Raw genomic sequence first — 22217 nt, forward strand, 5'->3', positions numbered from 1 at the left:
AGTGGCCGTTCGGCTGCGCGGGCGGGGACCAAAGTCCCGTCCCGGGCGGACCCGAGTCCTCTACGTCCGCCGACGGGACCTTGGTCCCTGGCAGGGGTGCCCCGGCGCGCGGACCGTGGTGCTGTGGACGCACTGACCCTGAGTGACTTCGACGGGCTGGAGAAGCTGGACCGGCCCGCCTGCTACAGGCTGCTGCGGACCGTGCCGATCGGCCGGATCGTCTTCACCGAGGCGGCGCTGCCGGCCATCCAGCCGGTCAACTTCGCCCTGGACGGCGACGACGTCGTCATCCGCACGAGCTCCGGCTCCAAGCTGGCCGCCGCGACGCGGTCCGCCGTCGTCGCCTTCGAGGCCGACGACTATGCCGACGCCAGCATGACCGGCTGGTCGGTGGTGATCGTGGGCCGCTCCGACGTCGTCACCGACGAGGCCGAGCGCCGCCACCTCGACGGGCTCGGCCTGACGCCGTGGGCGCTGGGGGAGCGGCCGTACTACATCCGCGTCCGGCCCGAGATCGTGCGCGGCCGGCGCATCCGCACCCGGCCGCCGGCGCTCTGACGACCGAGGTCATCCGCCGCCAGGACCTATGTCCCGGACGCCGACGACCTTCGACAGCAGCGCCGGACCGGCCCGGAGCGGTGAACTGGAACCAGCCGCCGGACCCGCCGGCGACACTTCCGGAAAGGCAAGGACGATGACCACGTCCAGCAGCCATGACGTGCCGATCAGGACCATCGGGCCGGACCTCGCCGAGCCCACTGCCGGCACCGGAACCCCCGACGTTCGCCCCGTGGCTCTTCAGTACGTGCTGGCCGCCCTGCGGTTCGCGCTCGGCTGGACCTTCCTGTGGGCGTTCCTCGACAAGACGTTCGGCCTCGGCTACGCGACCCCGAGCGAGAACGCCTGGATCGACGGCGGCAGCCCCACCACCGGGTACCTGTCCGGCGTCGAGGGCCCGTTCAAAGACTTCTTCACCAACCTGGCCGGGAACACCTGGGTGGACTGGCTGTTCATGATCGGCCTGCTCGGCATCGGGCTGGCGCTGATCCTCGGCATCGGGATGCGCGTCGCCGCCGTCGCCGGCGTGCTGATGCTCGCCATGATGTACATGGCCTCGCTGCCGCTGGAGACCAACCCGTTCCTCGACGAGCACATCACCGAGGCGCTCATGATCGTGGTCCTGGCGCTGACGTTCTCGGGCCGGTACCTCGGGCTGGGCCGCGTCTGGGAGCGGATCCCGTTCGTGCAGAAGAACCGCTGGCTCATCTGAGCCCCGAGCCCCCATCACCGGCTGGCGCCGGGCCCGCCACCCCGGGCCCGGCGTCGACGTCTGTCCGCACCCGGCCCGGTCAGGTGCCGCTGACGGTCGTGGCCGTCCAGCCGCCGGCCCAGGGGCGCCAGCTGGGTGTACCGGCCTGTGCTGCCCGTTGCGCGTCGAATGCGAGCCTGGGATCACCGGTTTGGAGCGCGGTCCAGTAGCGCCGGGAATCGGCGACGAACTCGCCGAGGTCCTGCTCGCTGCCGTCGGCGCGGTGGACGCTGAGGTCGTTGAAGGACACCGTGCCCTCGATGCAGTAGCCCCGGGTGTCGTCGCCGTCGCCGTCGCCGCACTCGTTGAACCAGTAGAACGTGTGCGCGGCGGGCGTGGCGCGCAGGTCGACGCGCAGACTCGGGGACGGCGGCCAGCCAGTGGTGAGTTCCGGGTCGTCGAGGAAGCGCCAGCCGTAGATCGACCCGCCCCACGAAAGCGACGCGAAGAACGCCTCGACGGCGTCCAGCCCTGCCAGCGGGATCGCGGGCTCCCGGTCCAGGCCCTCGAGCCGATGGAGGCGCAGGACGACGTCGACGGTGCCGGGGTCGTGCAGGCGCAGGATCCGGCGCCGGTCGGGACCGAGGGGGCCGTCTTCGGGCATCGCGAGCACGTGCAGCAGCACGTCGACGGCCGCGTGGTCGACGGCCGGCCGCAACCCCAGCACGTCGGCCTCGTTGAGGGCGTGGTCGATACCCTCACGCCACTCCGCGTCCCACCTCATGGCGTCATCGTCGCACCCGGTCGGGTGGCGAGCGGGTCAGGCGGTCCGGCGGCGGGTGTCGGGCAGCTTGCGGACGACGGTGGCGCGGTAGCGGAAACTGTCCTGCTGCGCCTGCTCGTACGAGAACTCGACGCGGTCGCCGGCGGCGAGCTCGCGGAAGCCGTCCATCGCGATGACGCTGAAGTGCACCCACGTGTCCGTGCCGTCGGGAATGTCCGGCGAACTGATGGCCCCCCAACCCTTGTCCGCGCGGAAGAACTTCACCGTTCCGATCGCCATGCGCACAGCTTTCCACGCATGGGTCGTCGCTATACATCGCATCCCGCTAAGGAGCCGTGAAGATTGGGTACGGGCACCGGTGCCGGAAGCGGAGGTCCACACGTGCCAGCCGAATCCACCGACGACGACCTGCCGGTCCTCGACTCGCTCGACGAGGTCCTGAGGGCGGTCGGCGAGCATCCCGGGCTGCTCGTGCGGTACTCGAGGGGGCCGGCGCGGGACGAGAAGGACGGGCCGAGTCGTGACTACGAGGCCGGGGTGGAGCTCCCGGGCTGGTCGGTCACGACGCTGGAGCCCGAGCCGTGGTGGCCGCGGCCGCCGGCCGACTGGGTCGCCCGGCGGCTGTGCAAGTACGACGAGCTCGACGAGGACGACCGGTTCGCCTGGCTGCTCACCGGCCGCGTCGTCGGGCAGGGGCCGGACCACGAGCCGCTGGTCACCGACATCGACCCCGTCGCCCGGGTCGGCCGCCGCGCCTTGGCCGAGGCGCGGCGGCGCTACGAGGACCGTTTCGACGTCGGCCAGGGATCGACCGACTGACGGCGACCGACTGACGGCGACGGCGCCCGCCCACCCCGTCAGGCGGCGCCGAGCTCGCCGATGCTCGCCCGCAGTTGGGTCAGGATCCGGTGCAGCAGCCGCGACACCTGCATCTGCGTCACCCCGATCTCGGCGCCGATCTCCTGCTGCGTCATCCCGAGGAAGAAGCGCAGGTAGACGATGTGCGCGTCGCGGCGGGGGAGCGAGCGGCACGCCGCCGTCAGCAGCACCGTCGCCTCCGAGCGGTCGTAGCCCGCGTCCCAGCCGCCCAGCGTGTCGCCGAGCGTCGTGCCGGTCGCCCCGTCGGCGTCGGCCGCCGGCTGGTCGATCGAGAGCGCGGAGTAGTGGTCGCCGGAGCGCTCCGCCTCGCGGACGTCCTCGACGGGGGCGCCGAGGTGGTCGGCGAGATCCGCCGCCGAGGGCGCCGAACCGAGCCGCTGGTGCAGGTCGTCCGACGCCGAGGTCATGGCCGCGCGCAGCTCCTGGATCCGCCGCGGCGGCCGGACCGCCCAGGCGTGGTCGCGGAAGTAGCGCTTGACCTCGCCGAGGATGGTCGGCACGGCGAAGGAGACGAAGTCGTGGCCGCGATCGGGGTCGAACCGCCGGGCGGCGGCGACCAGGCCCAGGTAGGCGACCTGTCGCAGCTCGTCGGCGTCGACGCCGCGGCCGCCGTAGCGCCGGGCGATGGACTCGGCGATCCCGAGGTTGCCGAGCACCACCTGATCGAGGAGCCGGCGTCGCTCCGGGTCGTCGGCGCGCGCTGCGGCGCGAAGGAGACCGGCGGTCCGGTCGTCGTGGTCAGCGTGGTCCTGGGCGTGCGGGGCGAGGCTGGTCATGCTCACACCTCCGAGAGGGTCGGGGTGTGGCACTCTTCTGAACCACGAACGACGGTGACCGGGACGTACCCGGCTGCGGTGTTCTCATCCCCTCTCATTTCCCGCCGGTTGTCAAGGCCGCCTCGCCGTGCGGCGTCAGCGGACGTCGTCGTCGAGGGTGGCGCGGACGCAGACGGCCGTGAGGCGGGGGAGGTCCGCCGCCGGCACGAGCCCCGCCAGCCCCTTCGGCGACGACGGCAGCTTCAGCAGCCGGGCGCCCTGCGCCGCGCGGTCGTCGACGTAGGGGGCGACGTCGGTCCAGACGCCCTGGACCTCGCGGCAGAAGATCGCCGCACCCGTGGGGCCGATGCCCGGCACGTCCTGCAGCCGCTTCTCCAGCTCGGCGACCGACCCGGCGTCGTCGTGCAGGCGACGCAGGTCGCCCCGGTACCGCTCGAGCAGCAGCTGCGCGCCGTCGCCGAGCATCGTCGCGGTGCGCTCGTCGTAGCGGCGGTAGTGGCCGCGGCCGAGCGCGTCGACGCGCTGCTGCCAGGTCGCGTCGGCCATGCGCCGGGGTGTGCGGAACCCGGCGCGGGACAGCTCGCGAGCCGCGGCGGCGGCGATGCCGGCGTCGATGCGGGCGGACAGCAGGACCGCGAGGACCAGCAGCCGGTACAGCGGCGACGGCGTGTCGGCGAGCCGGATGCCGGCCTGCTGGGCGAACGTCCGGCCGTGCTGCCGCAGCAGCTCGGCGACCCGCTCGTCGCGGCCGGTCACGACGCGTCCTGCGGCGGCGAGGTCATGATCTGCGCCGCACTCGCCTTGACCAGCGCCTTCGACCAGGCGAGCTGCCGTTCGGCCTGCGTCCGGGACGCCTGGGCGAGGGCGAGCAGCTCGCGGTCGCGCAGCGCCTGCGCGGCCTGGGCGACGACGTCCCAGTCCAGCACCACCCCGGCGCTGCGGCGGTGCAGGTCGCGCAGGTCGGCGAGGAGCAGCAGCCCGGGGTCGACGGCGTCCGCTGCGGCACCGTCGACGGCGGCACCATAGCCGGCACCGTAGCCGGCCGGCTCGGAGACGCCGAGGCCGTAGCGTCGGCCCGCCTCGACGAGGTCCGTGGCGTGCTGCTCGGACCAGCGGGCGAGGTCGTGGCAGCCGTGGTGCAGCTCGGGATCCGCGCCGTGCCGGTCGGCGACCCGCAGCAGCGCGGCCGCGAGCTCCGTCTCGTCCCGGTACAGATCCCGCAGGGCGGCGGTCAGGCGGACCATCATCGCGCACCTCCGTCCGGCAGGGTCTCCAGGGCGAGGCTGCGCTCGTCGCCACGGGTGTGCGTGCCGACGTCGCGGACCGGGCGGGACGCCGTCGTCGTCGGCGCCGGGGCGGGGGAGCCGTCGCCGGCCGCGATGCGCTCGACGGCGGCCGCGGCGGTCTTGAACAGCGGCTGCTTGGACGCCGGGTCCCAGTCGGTCGGCGTCAGCTCGTTGGCCGCCCGGCCGTGCGCGCCGTCCGCGCTGTTCGCGCCGCCGGGACGGTAGCCGCCCGGGGTATCCCAGTAGCCGTAGTGGAACGGCAGGAAGACCACGCCCGGCCGGATGCCGCTGATGCGCAGCCGCGCCTCCACGCTGCCGCGTTCGGTCGTGATGCGCAGCAGGTCGCCCTCGTCCCAGCCGTGCGCCCGGGCGTCGTCGTCGGACACCTCGACCCAGACGTCGGGCGCCGCGCGCTGCAGCTGCGGGGCGCGGCCGGTCTTCGTGCGGGTGTGGAAGTGGTACAGCGTCCGGCCGGTGGTGAGCACGAACGGGTGCGCGTCGTCGGGCGGCTCGTGCGGGGGGACGTACTCGGCCGGCTTGATGAGGGCCCGGCCCGACGGGTTCGCCGCCCGGTACGCGGTGGGCTCGACCGGAGCGCCGGTGACGAGGTCGCGGCCGTAGGTCTCGCAGTAGCCGGGGTCGGTCGGGAAGACGCCGTCGGCGTACAGCCGCTCGGTCCCGCCCGGATGCGCGTCGTTCACGGGCCACTGGATCCCGCTGCGACCGCGGAGCTGGTCGTAGCTCAGCCCGGAGTAGTCGCACGGCCGGCCGGCGCTGCAGGCCTTCCACGCCTCGAACGCGCCCTCGGCGTCGGTCCAGGTCACCAGCGGCGCGCCGTCCTGGTCCGCCAGCTCGAGCCGGCGCGCGTAGTCGAGCAGGATGTCGAGGTCCGGCCGGGCCCCGCCGGGCGGGTCGACGGCCTTCTCGGACAGGTGCACCGTGCGGTCGACGTTGGTGAACGTGCCGGTCTTCTCGCCCCACGTCGCTGCCGGCAGGACGACGTCGGCGAGCTGGGCGGTCTCGGTGAGGAAGATGTCCTGCACGACGAGGAACAGCCGCTCCTGGGCGAGGACCCGGCGCACGCGGGCCAGTTCCGGCAGCGAGACCGCCGGGTTGGTCCCCGTCACGTACAGGAACCGGATCGAGCCCTGTTCGGCATAGCGCAGGATCTGCATGAGGTTCGTCGGCGGGCCGTAGTGCGGGATTCGCAGCGGGTCAACGTTCCAGAGCCGGGCCAGGTCCTCGACGTGCGCCGGGTTCGCCCAGTTGCGGAAGCCGGGCAGGTCGCCGTCGGCGCCGCACTCGCGGGTGTTCTGCGCGGTCGGCTGGCCGTTCATCTGCAGCACGCCGCAGCCCGGCCGGCCGAGCATGCCGCGGACCAGGTGCACGTTGTTGACCTGGACGGCGGCAGCGGTGGCCTGGTGCGACTGGTAGAAGCCCTGCAGGACGGTGGACAGCAGCCGTTCCGCGCTGCCCAGGAGCTGAGCGGCCGCGCGGATGTCGCCGGCCGGCACGTCGCAGACCTCCGCCGCGCGCTCCGGCGGGCAGTCCGCCACCTGGGCACGGAGGTCGTCGAAGCCGGTGGTGTGCCGCGACACCCAGTCGTGGTCGACCCAGTCGTGCGCCACGATCTCGTGCAGCAGCGCGTTCATCAGCATGAGGTTGGTGCCGGGCCGCGGCGCCAGGTGCACCGTCGCGGCGTCGGCCACCGGGGTCTGCCGGGGGTCGACGCAGAGCAGCCGCGGCGGGTTCGGTCCGGCCAGCCGGTCGAGCATGCGCGTCCACAGGACGGTCTGCGTCTCGGCGACGTTGTGGCCGTAGAGCGCGATGACGTCGGCGTGGTCGACGTCGGTGTACGAGCCGGGCTGGCCGTCGCTGCCGAACGACTCCTTCAGCGACTCGCCGGCGGTCGCCGTGCACAGCCGGGTGTTGCCGTCCAGGTGGTTGGTACCGATGCCGCCGTGCGCGATCACCGCCAGCGTGTAGTACTCCTCGAGGAACAGCTGGCCGGTCGTGTAGAAGCCGACGGAGCCCGGGCCTCGCTCGTCCAGCAGCTCGCGCGTCCGCCCGGCGACGGCGTCCATGGCGGTGTCCCAGTCCGCCGGGACCAGCTCACCGCCGCGGCGGACCAGCGGCTCGGTCAACCGGTCCGGTGAGTGGTTGGCCTGCCAGCCGTAGAGGTCCTTCGGCCCGAGCCGGCCGTGGTTGACGCGGTCGCCGGCGCGGCCGCGGACGCCGGCGATGCGGCCGTCCTTCACCGCGATGTCCAGGGCGTCGCCGTTGGAGTGCAGGACCGTCGCCGACTGCACCCACCGATCGACGTCGTGCTCGTCCAGTCCGTCCGCCAGGTAGCTGTCGACGCGCGTGGGCCAGGTCTCGCCCGGCCCGTACGGTGTCCGCGTCCCCCATGGCTCAGCGATCCGATCGATGCGCCCCATGCCGCGTCCCTACCCGGCTCGGATCCGGGACATGCAGGGGAACCGGTTGATAACGAGTCGATAACGTGCTTCGGTGGAGGGACGTGGTCAAGCATTCGCCACACCCTCCATGCGGAGACGAGGTGTCGGCCGTGACGCACGTCCGTGCCAGGCTCGACGACCATCACCACCGACGTCAGGACGCCGAACGCGGGCGTCTCACCCACGAACTGTTCCGCCGCGTGGCCGAGGCCGACGGCGTCGAACGCCGCCAGCTCCTCGACGAAGTGGTGCTGCTCCACCTCGGTCTCGCCGAGGCGATCGCCAAGCGCTACTACCGGCGCAGTCTCGAGAACGACGACATCCTGCAGGTGGCCAACCTCGGCCTCGTGAACGCGGCGACGCGGTTCGACCCGGAGGTGGGGAAGGATTTCGTCTCGTTCGCCGTCCCCACCATCGCGGGCGAGATCAAGCGGCACTTCCGCGACCACGGCTGGGCGGTGCGGCCCCCGCGGCGCGTGCAGGAACTGCAGGCGGCGCTGACGACGGCGACCGCTGAGATCGCGCAGGCGAACGGCGCCACCCCGACGAACGCGGACCTGGCCGAGCACCTGCACGTCGACGTCGCCGACGTCCGCGAGGCGCGGGCGTCGCACGACTGCTTCACCGCCGCCTCGATCGACTACCGCGGCGACACCGACGAGACCTCGCTGGCCGAGTCCCTCGGTGCCGACGACACCGCGTACGAGCAGTCGGAGGCCGCCGTCGCGCTCGGACCGGCCTGCCGCGAACTGGCGGAGCGCGACCGGCGCATCCTCTACCTGAGGTTCTTCCGCGGCTGGACCCAGGAGGAGATCGGCCGCGACCTCGGCGTCACACAGATGCAGGTGTCGCGCCTGCTGAACCGCATCCTGCGCCGGCTGCGGTCGAAGATCGGCGCGCTCGAGCCGGCGTCCGGAGGGTAGCGCCTGCCCGTTCCGCGCCGCCGCGTGTCGGCGGTCGTCAGCGCGATGACCGGTGGTGCAGGACGCAGAACTCGTTGCCCTCCGGGTCGGCGAGGACGGTGAACCCCTCGCGTCCCGTCTGCCCGACGTCGGCGCGGGTGGCGCCGAGCGCGAGCAGTCGGTCCACCTCGGCGGCCGCCGTCCCCGCCGTCGCGACGAGGTCGGGATGGTTGCGGTTCTTCTCGCTCTTCGGCCCGCCGCTGGGCTGCAGCCAGACGGTGAGCGCGTCCCCGGACGTCCCGGACGGCGGCCGCAGGTGCGCGCCGTCGCCGTCGTCGTCGGGATGGATGCCGTAGCCGAGCGCCTCGGCCCAGAACCGGGCCATGAGATCCACGTCGCGTACGTCGAGCGTCCACTGCGAGAACGTACTCGTCATCGTTCCTCCTGGAATCCATACTGTCGAAGATGAGTGAGGGTGCGGTGAGCGGTGAGCTGGGCTCCGGGGACTTCGCGACGATCGCGGCGGCGCTGCACGACGCGCCCGATCCGGAACAGACGCTCGAGCTGGTCGTCGACTACGCGCGGCAGGCGGTCGCCTGCACCGACGCCGGGCTGGTCCTGCTGAGCGGCAGCGGCCGGCTCGAGTCGGCCGTGGTCACGCAGCCGCGGGTCCGCGAGCTCGCGCTGCTGCAGGCGAGCCTCGAGGACGGTCCGGCGCTGCGGGCCATGCAGCACCGCTCGGCCGTCGTCGTCGGCGACACCGGCGCCGACACCCGATGGCCGCACTGGGGCGCCGCGGCGACGGAGCGCGGGTTGCGCAGCGCGGTGGCGGTCCCGCTGGTCGCCGGCGAGGCGCCCTTCGGCGCGCTCAGCCTCTACAGCACGGAGCCGGGCGCGTTCGACGAGGACGACGCCGCCGTCGCCGAGATCTTCGCCCGGCACGCCTCCGTCGCCGTCGCGACCGCGCGCGACGAGGCCGGCCTGCGCCGCGCCATGGACGCGCACCACGCCGTCGGGCTGGCGCAGGGCGTGCTCATGGAGCGCTACGGGCTCGACGCCGAACGCGCGTTCGCCGTGCTCAACGGCGTGTCCCGGCGCAACCGGATCAAGCTGCGCGACGCGGCGGAGCAGGTCGTCACGACGGCGCGCTCGTCGCCGGAGCCGTAGGCCGCGCGGTCTCGGCCGGCTGTCAGCTCTTGCGCGCGGTGGCCTTGCCACCCTTGCTGCCGGCCTTCTTCTTCTGCGCGCTGGTGCCGCCCTGCGAGCTGTCGCCGCCGGAGCCGCTCTTCTTCCCGCCGCGCTTCGAGGCGCCGGGGGAGTTGGCGATACGCGCCGCCCGCTCCTTCGACATGCCCTTGTCCTTCAGGGCCTCGTACTGCTTCTCGTTCTTCACGTTCGCCGACTTGCCGGGCATGGCGTCCGCCTCCCTCGGTCCGGTTCCTGCGCCTTCTGCGCCGCCCGTACCCGTCGGCCTTCTGCGCATGCGGCGGGGCGGCGCCGGGTACGGGCGGGCCGAGCAAGGAGGTCGCCATGCGCAATCTGCGTCGGTGGGGCGCGGTGTACGTGCTGATCCTGCTGTTCCTGGGGTCGTGGATGGGGCAGTTCTTCACCCAGCTCTCGGAGTTCCGCAGCGACCAGCAGACGCTCGGAGCGCCGTTCAGCTGGTCGGAGTACCTGGCGTCGTTCTTCGCGTCGACGTTCGAGAACTGGCAGAGCGAGTGGCTGCAGCTGGTGTTCCAGGCGGTGCTGCTGCTGGCCGCGAAGCACCTGTTGTTCCAGGCCGACGCCGAGGACCTGGAACGGCTCGAGCGCAAGATCGACCGCATCCACGAGACGGTCGGCGCCGGTCCGGCGGGCCCCGAGGAGGGCGACCCGCGGGCGATCGACCCCGAGCCGCGGACCTGACGAGGACGGAGGACACACATGGCTGAGACGGTGGCGGCCCGGCTGCTGGCGCGGTTGCGCGAGTGGGGCGTCGAGCAGGTCTTCGGGTATCCGGGCGACGGCATCAACGGCATCGTCGCCGCGTTCGAGGAGGCGGACGACGAGCCGAGGTTCATCCAGTCACGGCACGAGGAGATGGCCGCCTTCGAGGCCGTCGGCTACGCGAAGTTCAGCGGCCGGCCGGGGGTCTGCGTCGCGACCTCCGGGCCGGGGGCGATCCACCTGCTCAACGGGCTCTACGACGCCAAGCTGGACCACGTGCCGGTGGTCGCGATCGTCGGGCAGACGGCGCGGGCGGCCATGGGCGGGCACTACCAGCAGGAGGTCGACCTGCAGGCGCTGTTCAAGGACGTCGCGAGCGAGTACCTGGCCGAGGTGAACGTCCCGGAGCAGCTGCCCAACGCCGTGGACCGCGCGTTCCGGACGGCGCTGGCCCGGCGCGCGCCGACGGCTCTGATCATCCCGGCGGACGTGCAGGAGCTCGACTACAGCGCGCCGGAGCACGTGTTCCGGCAGGTGCCCTCCGGGCCGCCCGATGCGCCGTCGTCCGTCGTCGTCCCGGCCGAGGACCAGCTGGCGCGAGCTGCCGCCGTCGTCAATGCGGGGTCGCGAGTCGCGATCTTGATCGGGCAGGGCGCCCGCGGCGCCGCCGACGAGGTCATGCAGGTGGCCGAGACGACCGGCGCCGGCGTCGCCAAGGCGCTGCTCGGCAAGGACGTGCTCTCCGACGACCTGCCGTACGTGACGGGGTCGATCGGGCTGCTCGGCACCCGGGCCAGCTACGAGCTGATGCGCGACTGCGACACGCTGCTGATCGTCGGCTCGAGCTTCCCGTACACGCAGTTCCTGCCCGACTTCGGCCAGGCCCGCGCGGTGCAGATCGACCTCGACGGCCGGATGGCGGGCATGCGCTACCCGACGGAGGTCAACCTCGTCGGCGACGCCGGCGCGACGCTGCGGGCGCTGATCCCGCTGCTCCGGCCGGTGACGGACCGGTCCTGGCGCGGCCGCGTCGAGGAGTCGGTGGCGGACTGGTGGTCGACGGTGGAGCGGCAGGCGATGGTCGACGCGAGCCCCGTGAACCCGATGCGCATCGTGCACGAGCTGTCGCTGCGGATCCCCGACGACGCGATCGTCACGGCCGACTCCGGGTCGTCGACCAACTGGTACGCGCGGCTGCTGCGGATGCGCGGGGGTATGCGGGGGTCGCTCTCGGGGACGCTGGCGACGATGGGCGCGGGGGTGCCGTACGCGATCGGGGCGAAGTTCGCCTGCCCCGACCGGCCCGTCGTGGCGCTGGTGGGGGACGGCGCCATGCAGATGAACGGCCTGGCCGAGCTGATGACGGTCACCCGCTACCAGGACCGCTGGACCGACCGCCGGCTCGTCGTCTGCGTGTTCCACAACAACGACCTCAACCAGGTGACGTGGGAGCTGCGGGCCCTGGGCGGCGCGCCCAAGTTCGAGGAGTCGCAGACCCTGCCCGACATCGACTACGCCGCGGCGGCGCGGGGCTTCGGTGTCGACGGCGTGAACGTGTCGTCGCCGGACGAGCTGGGCGACGCCTGGGACCATGCACTGACGGCGGACGGCCCGGTCCTCCTCGACGTCCGTTGCGATCCCGAGGTGCCGCCGATCCCGCCGCACGCGACGTTCGAGCAGGTCAAGGAGACCACCGAGGCACTGCTCAAGGGCGACCCGAACGCCTGGCGGATCCTCGTGCAGGGTGTGAAGGCGAAGGCCCAGGAGTTCGTCCCCGGCCGCCGCTGACCCCGGCTGCGGATGGGTGAGCGTTTGGTGGTGCTATGGCGCCAGTAGATGCTCACCCACGGTCTGGTGGCCAGCCTTGCTGAGGCGTCAGCCGATGTCGTCGAGCAGCTTCAGCACGGCGCGCTCGACCCGGTCGCGGTCCTCGTCGGCGACCAGGACGTCGTCGGTGCCGAGCCGCTCGAGGGCGCGGCGGATCGTGACGCCCTGCTCGAAGGCCTCGAGGACGGCCGGGTCGACGTAGGCGGAGCGGCAGACGGCGGGGGTGTTGCCGAGGTACTCGGCGACCTCCTTGATCGCGCGCGCCTCGGCCCGCCGCCGCGCCGTCCGCGACAGCGACCCCGGGTCGTCGGCGGCCGTCGCCAGGGCGACCGCGGCGAGCACCGTCCCGTGCCAGGTGCGGAAGTCCTTGGCGCTGGTGTCGTCGCCGCAGATGTCGTGCAGGTAGTCGTTGACGTCGGCGGAGTGGACCTCGTGCCAGGCCCGGCCCTCGTAGTAGGCCAGCAACGTCTGCGACGCGGAGCGGCGCCGCATCAACGCGCGCACGACGGCGACGACGTCCGCGTCAGCGACCGCCTGGATGCGCTCCTGCCCGGACTTCGCCGGGTACTCGAACACCACCTCGCCGCCGCGCCGGACGCTGACGTGCGAGCGCAGCACCGTCGTCAGCCCGTGCGAGCCGTTCTCCTGCGCGTACACCTCGCCGCCGATGCGGAAGAAGCCGATGTCGAGCAGCCGGGCCGCCGCGGCCAGGACCCGCTGCCGGTTCAGCCCGCGGGTCGCGAGGTCGTCGGCGATGCGGTCGCGGGCCTTCGGGAGCGCCCGGCCGAACTCGCGGACCCGTGCGAACTTCTCGCGGTCGCGCTGCACCCGCCAGGCCTCGTGGTACAGGTACTGCCTCCGCCCGGCGTCGTCGGTGCCGACGGCCTGCAGGTGACCGTGCGGCCACGGGCAGATCAGCACGTCCTGCCAGGCCGGCGGGATCACCAGCGCGTCGATGCGGGCCAGCGTCTCCTCGTCGCGCAGCGGCTCGCCGTCGACGTCGTCGTAGCCGAAGCCGCGCCCCCGTCGCCGCCGCCGGATCGCCGGACCCGACGGGTCCCATCGCCGTAGCCGCACATCCCACCCCCTCGCGCGTGCCGTTCCCCGTACCCAGCCGGCGGCCGTGGCACACGGGCCGCATGGGGCGACGGCGCCCGGGTATGGGCCGCGGGTCCGAGAAAAGCGATCCGAGAGGAGCACCGATGACCACGGCCACGAAGTCCGTCGACGTCCACGTCCCGATCACGACCGCCTACAACCAGTGGACGCAGTTCGAGGAGTTCCCGAAGTTCATGGACGACGTCGAGTCCGTCCGTCAGCTCGACGACCGGCACCTGCACTGGACGGTGAAGATCGCCGGCGTGCAGCGCGAGTTCGACGCCGAGATCACCGAGCAGCATCCCGACGAGCGGGTCGCCTGGCGTTCCACCGGCGGCGTGGACCAGGCGGGCGTCGTCACGTTCCACAAGCTCGACGCCGAGAACACCCGGGTGACGCTGCAGCTGGACATGGAGCCCGAGGGCATGGTCGAGAAGGTGGGGGAGAAGACCGGCATCGTCGGCATGGCCGCCGAGCGCGACATGGCGAACTTCAAGGAGTTCATCGAGTCCCGCGGCCTCGCCTCCGGCGCCTGGCGCGACGACGTCCCGCGCGAGGGCTGACCGCGCGAGCGCAGAGACGCTCAGGCGGCCGCCCGCGAGCTGCGGTACCGGCCGGGCGGGCGGCCGTACTCGCGCTTGAACGCCGCGGCGAACGCGAACTCCGACGTGTAGCCGACCCGGCGGGCGACGGCGCCGACGGGCAGGTCGGTGTCGAGCAGCAGCCGGGCGGCCAGCGTCATCCGCCACCAGGTCAGGTAGGCCAGCGGCGCCATGCCGACGAGGCCGGTGAACCGGCGGGCGAACGCGGCCCGCGACAGGCCCGCTTCGACGCCCAGTGACTCGACCGTCCAGGCCCGCTCCGGCGAGGCGTGGACGGCGGCGAGTGCGGCGCCGACGACGTCGTCCTCAAGCGCCGCGCCCCAGCCGCGTGCCTCCGGACGCGCGCAGTCCTCGCGCCGCAGCCACTCGCGCAGGATGTAGTGGAACAGCACGTCGAGCAGCGCGGGCACGACGGCGTCCGAGCCGGGTTCGGGGGCGTCGACCTCGGCGCCGAGCAGCTCGACGGCGGAGCGCAGCGACGCGGACCGGCCCAGCCGGTTCGGCAGGTGCACCACGTCGGGCAGCTCGGCGAACATGGGGTGCGGCCGCTCGCGGTCGACGAGGTACTGGCCGCAGACGGCGACGAGGTCCGGCTCGGCGCCGCCGGCCGCGGTCCCGGCGACGACGGCGTGCCCTTCGGCCTCGGTCCGGCACACCGCGGCGAGCGGCGTCTCTGGCCGGTCGGCCAGGCCGTGCCCGGTGCCGTGGGGGAACAGCACGACGTCACCGGCCGCGAGCGGAATCGGGTCGCCGTCGGCCGGGAGCAGCCAGCACGAGCCCTGCAGCACCACGTGGAAGGCGGCCCCGCGCACCGGCGGGTACGCCCAGCCCCACGTGCCGCCGGCCTGCAGCCGGAACGAGAGCGGGCGGCCCGTGCGCATGACGGCGACGACCTGGCTCAACGAGTCCACGCGATCCACCCTAGGTCGGCCGTCTCGCCCGGCACCCGGCGGCGAGACGATCGCGCAAACCGGTGAGACGCCCGCCCATGGCCGTGACCGGCCCCGCGTTCCTACCGTCGTCGGCATGACCCGCATCGCGATCATCATCGGCAGCACCCGCCCGGACCGCGTCGGCCCCGCCGTCGCCGGCTGGCTCCTCGACCTGGCGAAACAGCGCGGCGACGCCGAGTACGAGCTGGTCGACCTGGCCGACTTCGACCTGCCGCACCTCGACGAGCCGCTGCCCGCCGCGACCGGGCAGTACACCAGGCCGCACACGCTGCGCCTCGCCGAGACCGTCGGCGGGTTCGACGGCTTCGTCTTCGTCACGCCCGAGTACAACCGCTCCTACCCGGGCGTGCTGAAGACCGCGATCGACCTCCTCTACGCCGAGTGGCACCACAAGGCGGCCGGGTTCGTCGGCTACGGCGCCGACGGTGGCGTCCGCGCGGTCGAGCACCTGCGCGGCGTCATGGGCATGCTGCAGATCGCCGACGTCCGGACCCAGGTCACGCTCTCGGTGTACGACGACTTCGCCGACTTCGTCCGCCCCACGCCGCGCGAGCGTCACGTCGCTGCCGCCGGCACCATGCTCGGCGAGGTCGTCGAGTGGGCCGACGCGCTGTCCTACGTGCGCAGCGCCGGGACCGCGGCCAGCACGTCGCGCGTGTAGGGGTGGCGCGGGTCGGCGATGCGCCGCACCACGCCCGACGTGGCCCGAAAAGTGAGATCCGCGTCTGTCCGGGCCGGATGGGAGAGTGGCGCCGTGCGGAACCTCACGCCGGCGGCGTCCGCGCTCGCCGCCCTCGTCCTGCTCAGCGGCTGCGGTGACGACTCGCCGCGGATCCCTGCGTCCGACGCGTTCGGGGGAGCGTCCATCCCGAACTGGCCGGCGAACACTCCGTGGAGTCTGGTCGGGGCCTTCAATCTGTGCATCGATCGGCCGGGCTCGATCCGCCTCACCAGTGCCGAGCTCGCGCACAGCGACGGCGTGCGTGTCGACGCGTTCGCGGTCCTGCCCGCAGGTGAGGTCGAGGAGCTGGATCCGGCCACGATGACCGGCGAGGAGACCCTTGAGGACCTCGGCTTAGACCTGTCATCGACGACCATCGATGCGGTGTGTCCCGACGACCTCGGTGGTGACAGCGGTTCCACCGACCTGCCGATGCACCTCGGGCTGCAGTTCTCGAAGCCGACGGCCGCGACCGCACGCGGGGCGATCGTCGAGCTGACCTACGAGTCCGAGGGCGAGACGTTCGTCCACCGGCTCGGCTGGGAGATGATCCTCTGCGAAGGGCCCGAGCACGTCGAGGAATGTCAGAGCGGCTGGCCCGAGGACTACGGGTGGGGCCAGGACTCGAACTGAGCGGGGGAGCGGACTACCGTCGCCCTGTGCAGATCGCGTCCGCTGGTACCGCGCCGCCGATCGTGGGCCGGTCCGGCGAGCAGTCGCGGTTGCGCCGCCTGCTGGCCGACGCCAAGGAGGGGCACGGCCGCGCGCTGGTGCTGCGGGGTGAGGCCGGCATCGGCAAGACCACCCTGCTCGACCACGCCGCCGCGATGGCCGGCGGGTTCCGGGTGCTGCGAGCCGCCGGGGTCGAGTCGGAGGCGGAGATCCCGTTCGCCGGGCTCCAGGTCCTGCTCGCTCCCGTCGCCGACGGCATCGCGGACCTGCCCGAGACGCACGCCCGGGCGCTGCGGGCCGCCTTCGGGACGGAGACCGCGCCCACCGACCCGCTCCTGGCCGGCGCCGCCACGCTGCTGCTGCTCTCCGAGCTGGCCGAGCGGGCGCCGCTGCTGGTCCTGCTCGACGACGCGCACTGGTTCGACCGCTCGTCCGCCGCGGCGCTGCTGTTCGCGGTGCGCCGCCTCGGCTCGGACCCGGTCGCCGCGATCCTGACCGCCCGCGACGGCGACCGCCCGTTCCCCGCCGACGGCGTCGAGAGCGTCACCCTGCCGCGGCTCGACGGCGACAGCGCGGCCCAGCTGCTGGCCGCGCGGTGGACGCTGCCGCTCGACGTCGCCGACCGGGTGCTGCGCGAGTCCGGCGGCAACCCGCTCGCCATCGTCGAGCTGGCGGTCGGCCGGCCCGCCGACGCCGAGGCGGCGCCGTTGCCGGAGCCCGTCGCGCCGCTGCCGGCGACCGGCCGCCTCGAGGAGCACTTCCGCGGCCGGCTGCACGCCCTGCCCGAGCCGACCCGGTGGGCGCTGCTGCTGGCCGCCGCGGACCACCGCTCGGAGCTGGCCGTGTTCACGGCGGCCGCCGGTGCGCTCGGCGTCGGCGTCGCCGACCTGGAGCCGGCCGAGGTCCGCGAGCTGATCCGCGTCACGTCCGGACGGCTCGAGTTCCGCCATCCGCTGGTCCGCGCCGCCGCCTACCAGGACGTCCCGCTCGGGCGCCGGCTGGCCGCGCACCGGGCGCTCGCCGAGGTCATCGACGACGGCGACCGGCGCGCCTGGCACCTCGCGGCGGCAGCGGCCGGCGCCGACGAGACCGCCGCGGCCGCGCTCGACGACGCCGCGCGGCGGGCGCTGACCCGCGGCGCCCCGGCCGCGGCCTCGCAGGCCTGGGAGCGGGCCGCGACCCTCAGCGCCGACCGGCCCGCCCGTGCCCGCCGTCTCGTCGAGGCGGCCCGCACGGCCTACGACGCGGGCGAGCTGGACCGGGCCGAGTCCTTGGCGACGACGGCGGCAGCTGCGGTCGCGGGGTTGGACGGTGGCGCACCGGGCGACCCCGGAGGCGACCCCGGTGGCACCGCAGCTGACGCCGTCGCCGCCCGGAAGAAGGTCGCCGTCGAGCGGGCCGGTCAGGCCGCGGAGGCCGGCTGGGTCCGCGCCCAGGTCGCCTACGAGCGCGAGTCGCCGACCCGGGCCGCCGAGCTGGCGCTCGAGGCCGCCGCGCCGATCGTCACGCTCGATCCCGCCCGCGCCACGGCCGTGCTGACCGAGGCGAGCTGGTGCGCCCGCGACGCCGCCGACCCGGAGCTGCTCGCCCGGTGCGCCCAGCTGCTGGCCCGAGTGCCGCCCGGCCCCGCGGCGGAGGTGCGCGACGCGTTGGCCGCCTTCACCACCCTGCTCGGCAGCGGCCCGACGCCGTCGTCGGCGCGGACCATGCGCGCCCTGCTGCAGGCGAGCCACGACGGCCGGATCACCGGCTCGGTCGAGCGGCTCACCGGCGGCTTCGTGGGGATCCTCATCGGCGACGACGTGACGGCACTGGCGACGCTGGCCGCCCAGACGGCCGCACTGCGCGACGAGGGCGCCATCGGCTGGCTGCCGTACGCCAACGAGGTGCTCGCCCTCGGCCACCTGGTGTCCGGGCGGTTCCGCGACGCCGAGGTGACGGTGAGCGAGGCGCTGGCCCTGGCCGCGGAGCTGGCCCAGCCCGTGCAGCTCACCGTGCTGACGTCGATCGCGTCGTGGCTGGCCGCCGTCCGCGGCGACACCGTGCTCTGCGAGCTGCTGACGGCGCGGGTGCGTGACGACGACCATGGGCACCGGATCGCGGCCGCCCTGGCGAGTTGGGCGCTCGCGGTCCGCGACCTCGCTGGGGCCGAGCCGGCGGCGGCGCTGGAGCGGCTCGAGGAGTCCGGCCGCGGCCCGGCCGGCCGCGACGTCCTGGTCCGGGCGCTCCCGGACCACATCGACGCCGCGGTCCGGGTGGGCGAGCGCGAGCGGGCCCGGGAGCTGCTCGCCGAGCTCGACACGTGGTCCCGCCGGACGGAGAGCCCGGTCGCGTCGGCCCTGGCGCTGCGCTGCGCCGCCGTGCTCGACGACGGGCCGGCGGCGCGCGACCGGTTCGAGGCGTCGCTGCGGGTCGACGGCTGCGGACCCTACGACCGCGCCCGGACGCGGCTGGCCTACGGCGAGTGGCTGCGCCGGCACCGCAGTCCCAGCGCCGCCCGGGCGCAGCTGACCGAGGCGCGCGAGACGTTCGACCGGATCGGCGCCCACGTGTGGACGCCGCGCGCCGGGGCCGAGCTGGACGCGCTCGGCGTGCGCGCGCCCGAGCAGCCGCCGCAGCCGCACGGCGCCGTCCGGCTCAGCCCGCAGGAGCTGCAGGTCGTCCGGCTGGCGGCCCAGGGGCAGACCAACCGCGAGATCGCCGCGCAGTTGTTCCTCAGCCCGCGCACCGTCGGGCACCACCTGTACAAGGCCTACCCGAAGCTGGGCGTCGCCCGGAGGGCGGAGCTGGGCCGGCTCGACCTGTAGGTCCCCCGCCGGCCGGCTCGACGCCAGTCGTTCGACAGATGCGGCCGGTCATCGGCCCTTCCTACCGTCGTCGTGAGGTGACACACGACCGGAGGAGAGACCCGCGATGGGCAAGATCGTCCTGCACAACATGATGACGGTGAACGGCGCGTTCGAGTCGCCCAACCCGGAGACCTGGCTCGAGCTCGACAACGACAGCAGCAACGACTCCCTCGACCAGCTCGTCCTGGCCGACGCGCTGCTCATGGGCCGGCCCGTATACGAGGGCCTGGCCGCGGTCTGGCCGATGCTCGGCGAGGACCCCGCCATGGGGCATCTGGCCGGGCGCATCAACGCGATGCCCAAGTTCGTCGCGTCGCGCAAGCTCAGCGGCCCGCTCGACTGGAACGCGTCGCTGATCGAGGGGGAGCTGGAGGACGCGATCCCGGCCCTCAAGGAGGGGTTCCGGGGCAACCTGGTCATCACCGGCTGCGGCAGCTTCGCGCACACCCTGACCCGGCTCGGCCTGGTCGACGAGTTCTGGTTCTGGCTGCAGCCGCACATCTGGGCCGAAGGGCCGCGCATCCTCGACGGCGTGGGCCCGGTGCGGCTCAAGCTGGTGTCGGCGACGCCGTACCGCTCGGGCGTCGTGTGGTTGCGCTACCGCCCCGAGGCCGCCTGATCGCCCGCGCCCATGATCATCAAGGATCGACCCCGTCCTGATGTGGTCGATCCTTGATGATCAAGCGAAGGGGTCGATCGCCGGCTCGGGCTCGCAGCATGGCCAGCCTTGCCAAGGACTCAGGGGGGCCAGGCCGGAGGGGGACTGAACAGTCACACTCCCTCCATTTACAACGTATAGCAGCACCGGGGTCTTGCGGCAAGGCCCCGGTGCTGTTGCAGAATCTGCAGCTCACACACCGTGAGTTGGGGGTTTCATGATCGACGTGATCGTCGCCGGCGGCGGCCCGACCGGCCAGATGCTGGCGGCCGAGCTGCGATTGCACGACGTCTCCGTGCTGGTCATCGAGCGGGATGCGGAGCCGACGCCGGTGGTCCGTTCGCTCGGGCTGCACGCGCGCAGCATCGAGGTGATGGACCAGCGCGGGCGGCTGGACCGGTTCCTCGAGCACGGGCAGCAGTACCGGCTCAGCGGCTACTTCGCCGGCATCGGCAAGCCGTGGCCGGACGGGATGGACACCGCCCACCCGTACCTGCTCGGTCTCCCGCAGACCGTCACCGACCGGCTGCTGGAGGAGTACGCGGCCGAGGCGGGCGCCGAGATCCGGCGCGGTGTCGCGGTCACCGGCCTGTCCCAGGACGACGACGGCGTCACGGTCGAGCTGGGCGACGGGACCACGCTGCGCTCGCGCTTTCTCGTCGGCTGCGACGGCGGGCGCAGTACCGTCCGCAAGCTGCTCGGCGTCGACTTCAGCGGCGAGCCCGCCACGCACGAGTGGCTGCTCGCCGAGATGGAGGTGGGCGTGCCGGTGGAGGAGCTCGTCGCCACCGTGGCGGAGATCCGCAAGACCCACTACACCTTCGGGGTCGGGCCGTCCGGCACCGGGACGTTCCGGGGCGTGGTGCCGGCTGCCGGGGTGACGGAGGACCGCACCTCGCCGCCGTCGTTCGACGAGTTCAAGCAGCAGCTGAAGGTGTACGCCGGCACCGACTTCGGGGTGCACTCCCCGCGCTGGATGTCGCGGTTCACCGACGCCACCCGGCTGGCCGAGCGCTACCGCGTCGGGCGGGTGCTGCTCGCCGGCGACGCGGTGCACGTGCACCCGCCGCTGGGCGGGCAGGGGCTCAACCTCGGCGTCCAGGACGCGTTCAACCTGGGCTGGAAGCTGGCCGCGGAGCTGGCCGGCTGGGCGCCGTCCGGACTGCTCGACACCTATGAGGCCGAGCGGCGCCCGGTGGCCGACGACGTCCTGAACAACGTGCGCGCACAAGGCGAGCTGCTGCGCCTCGAGCCCGGCCCGAGGGCGGTGCGCCGGCTGCTGACGCAGCTGATGGACATCGAGGGGGTCAACCGCTTCCTGATCGAGAAGGTCACCGCGCTCGGCGTCCGCTACGACTTCGGCCCGGGCCACGAGCTGCTCGGACGGCGTCAGCGCGACACCGGGCTGACCCGCGGACGCCTCTTCGACCGGCTGCATGCCGGCCGCGGGCTGCTGCTCGACCGGACCGGCCAGTTGTCGGCCGAGGGCTGGGCCGACCGCGTCGACCAGCTGGCCGACCCGGGCGCGGGGATCGACGTCCCCGCGGTGCTGCTGCGGCCCGACGGCCACATCGCCTGGGCGGGTGACGACCAGGAGGAGCTGGGCGCCGCCCTGACCCGCTGGTTCGGCCCGCGGGCCGACGCCGTCAGCGGCCCAGCAGGCTGATCTCGCCGACGGCGGTGAAGTCGCGGCCGCCGGGGTCGGAGACCTCGTCGATGCGGAGCCGGACCGTCGTCGTCTCGACGGGGGCGTCGAGGGTGAAGGTCTGCGGCTCGGTGGTCTGCTCGAGGTCGTACGAGGCCTCGGTCCCGTCGTCGAAGATCCAGGTGACGGCGAGGACGCGGCGGTTCTGGCCGTAGCGGCGGTCGCCGCTCTCGTCGTCGACCTTGGCGTAGCCGTTGACGATGCCGACCTCGCTGATGGTCCGTGCCTCCGGCAGGGTGAGGACGATCTCCTCGTCCGTCGCGTCGCCCTCGACCCGCCAGGCGGTGCTCGGGTCGCCGTCGACGAGGTTGGCGGCGGCGTAGCTGACCTCGTTGCCGCTGCCGTCGACGCCGTCGGGGGCGGTGCCGGGGACCTCGACCTCGGCCCGGGCGGCGACCTCGGCCGGGGCCGCGGACCCGTCGCCCGCGTCGTCGTCGGCCGGGTCGCCTCCGCCACCGACGGCGATCGCCACGATCATGACGAGGATGATGACGGCGGCGGCCGCGACGATCGCGATGACACCCCGCGAGATGGGCGCGCGGTCGTTCGACGGCGGAGCGGGCGGGGGAACCGGCGGCGGCTCGACCGGGGAGCGCAGCGGCGGCGGCGTCACGGGGGACGACGGCGGCAGCATCGAGGACGGCGGGGGCGGCGGTGGCGGGAGCACCGAGGCGCCGGCCGAGCCGGCAGCCGAGGCGCCGCCGGAGCCGGCCGAGCTCACGCTCGACGCGACCGGAACCGCGGGGACGGGAGTGGGGATCGGACCCCGGCACCGGCCGCACTCGAGGGCCAGTTCGGAGACCCGGTATCCGCAGGCACCGCAGACGGCCATCCTCTTTGTCCTCCTTTGTCGCTCCGCCGGAGGCTACGC

General features: G+C 73.6%; 24 protein-coding genes. 13 read left to right on the forward strand and 11 right to left on the reverse strand.

All coding sequences use genetic code 11. The features are described 5' to 3' along the window. Positions 1–123: 123 nt before the first annotated feature. Positions 124–558 carry a pyridoxamine 5'-phosphate oxidase family protein gene (locus tag HD601_RS17105; RefSeq protein ID WP_221441067.1) on the forward strand — a complete coding sequence of 145 codons (435 nt, stop codon included), beginning with the start codon at positions 124–126 and terminating at the stop codon, positions 556–558. Between the two features lie 136 nt (positions 559–694). Continuing rightward, positions 695–1270: a DoxX family membrane protein gene (locus tag HD601_RS17110; RefSeq protein ID WP_184823800.1), complete on the forward strand. Its 576-nt coding sequence runs from the start codon at positions 695–697 to the stop codon at positions 1268–1270. Positions 1271–1349: 79 nt separating this feature from the next. Here HD601_RS17110 and HD601_RS17115 read toward each other — a convergent pair whose 3' ends face one another. Next, on the reverse strand, positions 1350–2033 hold the full coding sequence (locus HD601_RS17115) for a hypothetical protein (RefSeq protein ID WP_184823802.1): 684 nt from the start codon (positions 2031–2033) through the stop codon (positions 1350–1352). Positions 2034–2069: 36 nt separating this feature from the next. Beyond that, on the reverse strand, positions 2070–2312 hold the full coding sequence (locus tag HD601_RS17120; RefSeq protein WP_184823804.1) for a cold-shock protein: 243 nt from the start codon (positions 2310–2312) through the stop codon (positions 2070–2072). Positions 2313–2414: 102 nt separating this feature from the next. On the opposite strand from HD601_RS17120, the gene HD601_RS17125 reads away from it, so the two are divergent. Continuing rightward, positions 2415–2852, forward strand: a complete 438-nt coding sequence (locus HD601_RS17125) for a DUF6098 family protein (RefSeq protein ID WP_184823806.1) — start codon at positions 2415–2417, stop codon at positions 2850–2852. Between the two features lie 38 nt (positions 2853–2890). On the opposite strand, the gene HD601_RS17130 is transcribed toward HD601_RS17125, so the two are convergent. The 4 genes from HD601_RS17130 to HD601_RS17145 form a co-directional block, all read right to left on the reverse strand. Further along, positions 2891–3688 (reverse strand): sigma-70 family RNA polymerase sigma factor, encoded by a 798-nt coding sequence (locus tag HD601_RS17130; RefSeq protein ID WP_184823807.1) that lies wholly within the window; start codon positions 3686–3688, stop codon positions 2891–2893. Positions 3689–3823: 135 nt separating this feature from the next. Then, positions 3824–4444, reverse strand: a complete 621-nt coding sequence (locus HD601_RS17135; RefSeq protein WP_184823810.1) for an endonuclease — start codon at positions 4442–4444, stop codon at positions 3824–3826. Then, a complete protein-coding gene (locus HD601_RS17140) occupies positions 4441–4935 on the reverse strand; it encodes a hypothetical protein (RefSeq protein WP_184823812.1) in 495 nt (164 codons plus the stop codon). Before HD601_RS17140 ends, HD601_RS17135 begins: the two co-directional genes overlap by 4 nt. Further along, positions 4932–7412, reverse strand: a complete 2481-nt coding sequence (locus tag HD601_RS17145) for a molybdopterin oxidoreductase family protein (RefSeq protein ID WP_184823814.1) — start codon at positions 7410–7412, stop codon at positions 4932–4934. The genes HD601_RS17140 and HD601_RS17145 overlap by 4 nt, the downstream gene beginning before the upstream one ends. A 131-nt stretch (positions 7413–7543) precedes the next feature. On the opposite strand from HD601_RS17145, the gene HD601_RS17150 reads away from it, so the two are divergent. Next, positions 7544–8356 carry a SigB/SigF/SigG family RNA polymerase sigma factor gene (locus HD601_RS17150; RefSeq protein WP_184823815.1) on the forward strand — a complete coding sequence of 271 codons (813 nt, stop codon included), beginning with the start codon at positions 7544–7546 and terminating at the stop codon, positions 8354–8356. A 37-nt stretch (positions 8357–8393) separates the two neighbouring features. On the opposite strand, the gene HD601_RS17155 is transcribed toward HD601_RS17150, so the two are convergent. Beyond that, positions 8394–8771 carry a VOC family protein gene (locus tag HD601_RS17155; protein ID WP_184823818.1) on the reverse strand — a complete coding sequence of 126 codons (378 nt, stop codon included), beginning with the start codon at positions 8769–8771 and terminating at the stop codon, positions 8394–8396. A gap of 29 nt (positions 8772–8800) precedes the next feature. Here HD601_RS17155 and HD601_RS17160 point away from each other — a divergent pair, with 29 nt between their 5' ends. Then, positions 8801–9502 carry a GAF and ANTAR domain-containing protein gene (locus HD601_RS17160; RefSeq protein ID WP_184823820.1) on the forward strand — a complete coding sequence of 234 codons (702 nt, stop codon included), beginning with the start codon at positions 8801–8803 and terminating at the stop codon, positions 9500–9502. Between the two features lie 22 nt (positions 9503–9524). On the opposite strand, the gene HD601_RS17165 is transcribed toward HD601_RS17160, so the two are convergent. Further along, on the reverse strand, positions 9525–9749 hold the full coding sequence (locus HD601_RS17165) for a DUF7218 family protein (RefSeq protein ID WP_184823821.1): 225 nt from the start codon (positions 9747–9749) through the stop codon (positions 9525–9527). 116 nt (positions 9750–9865) lie between these two features. Between HD601_RS17165 and HD601_RS17170 the strand changes: the two genes are divergently transcribed. Then, the gene (locus HD601_RS17170) at positions 9866–10240 is read left to right on the forward strand and encodes a DUF6766 family protein (RefSeq protein WP_184823822.1); all 375 of its coding nucleotides are present in this window, start codon (positions 9866–9868) and stop codon (positions 10238–10240) included. Between the two features lie 18 nt (positions 10241–10258). Continuing rightward, positions 10259–12049 carry a thiamine pyrophosphate-requiring protein gene (locus tag HD601_RS17175; RefSeq protein ID WP_184823823.1) on the forward strand — a complete coding sequence of 597 codons (1791 nt, stop codon included), beginning with the start codon at positions 10259–10261 and terminating at the stop codon, positions 12047–12049. An 87-nt stretch (positions 12050–12136) separates the two neighbouring features. Here the strand turns inward: HD601_RS17175 and HD601_RS17180 are convergent, their stop codons facing one another. Continuing rightward, a complete protein-coding gene (locus tag HD601_RS17180) occupies positions 12137–13165 on the reverse strand; it encodes a DNA topoisomerase IB (RefSeq protein WP_184823824.1) in 1029 nt (342 codons plus the stop codon). A 125-nt stretch (positions 13166–13290) separates the two neighbouring features. On the opposite strand from HD601_RS17180, the gene HD601_RS17185 reads away from it, so the two are divergent. Continuing rightward, positions 13291–13749 carry an SRPBCC family protein gene (locus tag HD601_RS17185; protein WP_184823825.1) on the forward strand — a complete coding sequence of 153 codons (459 nt, stop codon included), beginning with the start codon at positions 13291–13293 and terminating at the stop codon, positions 13747–13749. Between the two features lie 20 nt (positions 13750–13769). Here the strand turns inward: HD601_RS17185 and HD601_RS17190 are convergent, their stop codons facing one another. Then, positions 13770–14699, reverse strand: a complete 930-nt coding sequence (locus tag HD601_RS17190; RefSeq protein ID WP_184823827.1) for a cupin domain-containing protein — start codon at positions 14697–14699, stop codon at positions 13770–13772. A gap of 115 nt (positions 14700–14814) precedes the next feature. On the opposite strand from HD601_RS17190, the gene HD601_RS17195 reads away from it, so the two are divergent. The 5 genes from HD601_RS17195 to rox all read left to right on the forward strand — a co-directional run bounded on the left by HD601_RS17195 (position 14815) and on the right by rox (position 21307). Beyond that, the gene (locus tag HD601_RS17195) at positions 14815–15402 is read left to right on the forward strand and encodes an NADPH-dependent FMN reductase (protein ID WP_184823829.1); all 588 of its coding nucleotides are present in this window, start codon (positions 14815–14817) and stop codon (positions 15400–15402) included. 93 nt (positions 15403–15495) lie between these two features. Next, the gene (locus HD601_RS17200) at positions 15496–16095 is read left to right on the forward strand and encodes a hypothetical protein (protein WP_184823831.1); all 600 of its coding nucleotides are present in this window, start codon (positions 15496–15498) and stop codon (positions 16093–16095) included. A gap of 26 nt (positions 16096–16121) precedes the next feature. Then, positions 16122–18941: an AAA family ATPase gene (locus HD601_RS17205; protein WP_184823832.1), complete on the forward strand. Its 2820-nt coding sequence runs from the start codon at positions 16122–16124 to the stop codon at positions 18939–18941. Positions 18942–19047: 106 nt separating this feature from the next. Next, the gene (locus tag HD601_RS17210; protein ID WP_184823834.1) at positions 19048–19602 is read left to right on the forward strand and encodes a dihydrofolate reductase family protein; all 555 of its coding nucleotides are present in this window, start codon (positions 19048–19050) and stop codon (positions 19600–19602) included. A 256-nt stretch (positions 19603–19858) separates the two neighbouring features. Beyond that, the gene (rox, locus tag HD601_RS17215) at positions 19859–21307 is read left to right on the forward strand and encodes a rifampin monooxygenase (protein ID WP_184823836.1); all 1449 of its coding nucleotides are present in this window, start codon (positions 19859–19861) and stop codon (positions 21305–21307) included. On the opposite strand, the gene HD601_RS17220 is transcribed toward rox, so the two are convergent. After that, positions 21288–22067: an NADase-type glycan-binding domain-containing protein gene (locus HD601_RS17220; RefSeq protein ID WP_184823838.1), complete on the reverse strand. Its 780-nt coding sequence runs from the start codon at positions 22065–22067 to the stop codon at positions 21288–21290. The genes rox and HD601_RS17220 overlap by 20 nt on opposite strands. Between the last annotated feature and the right edge of the window lie 150 nt (positions 22068–22217).

Origin of the sequence: Jiangella mangrovi (assembly GCF_014204975.1) — a bacterium.
Lineage (GTDB): Bacteria > Actinomycetota > Actinomycetes > Jiangellales > Jiangellaceae > Jiangella > Jiangella mangrovi.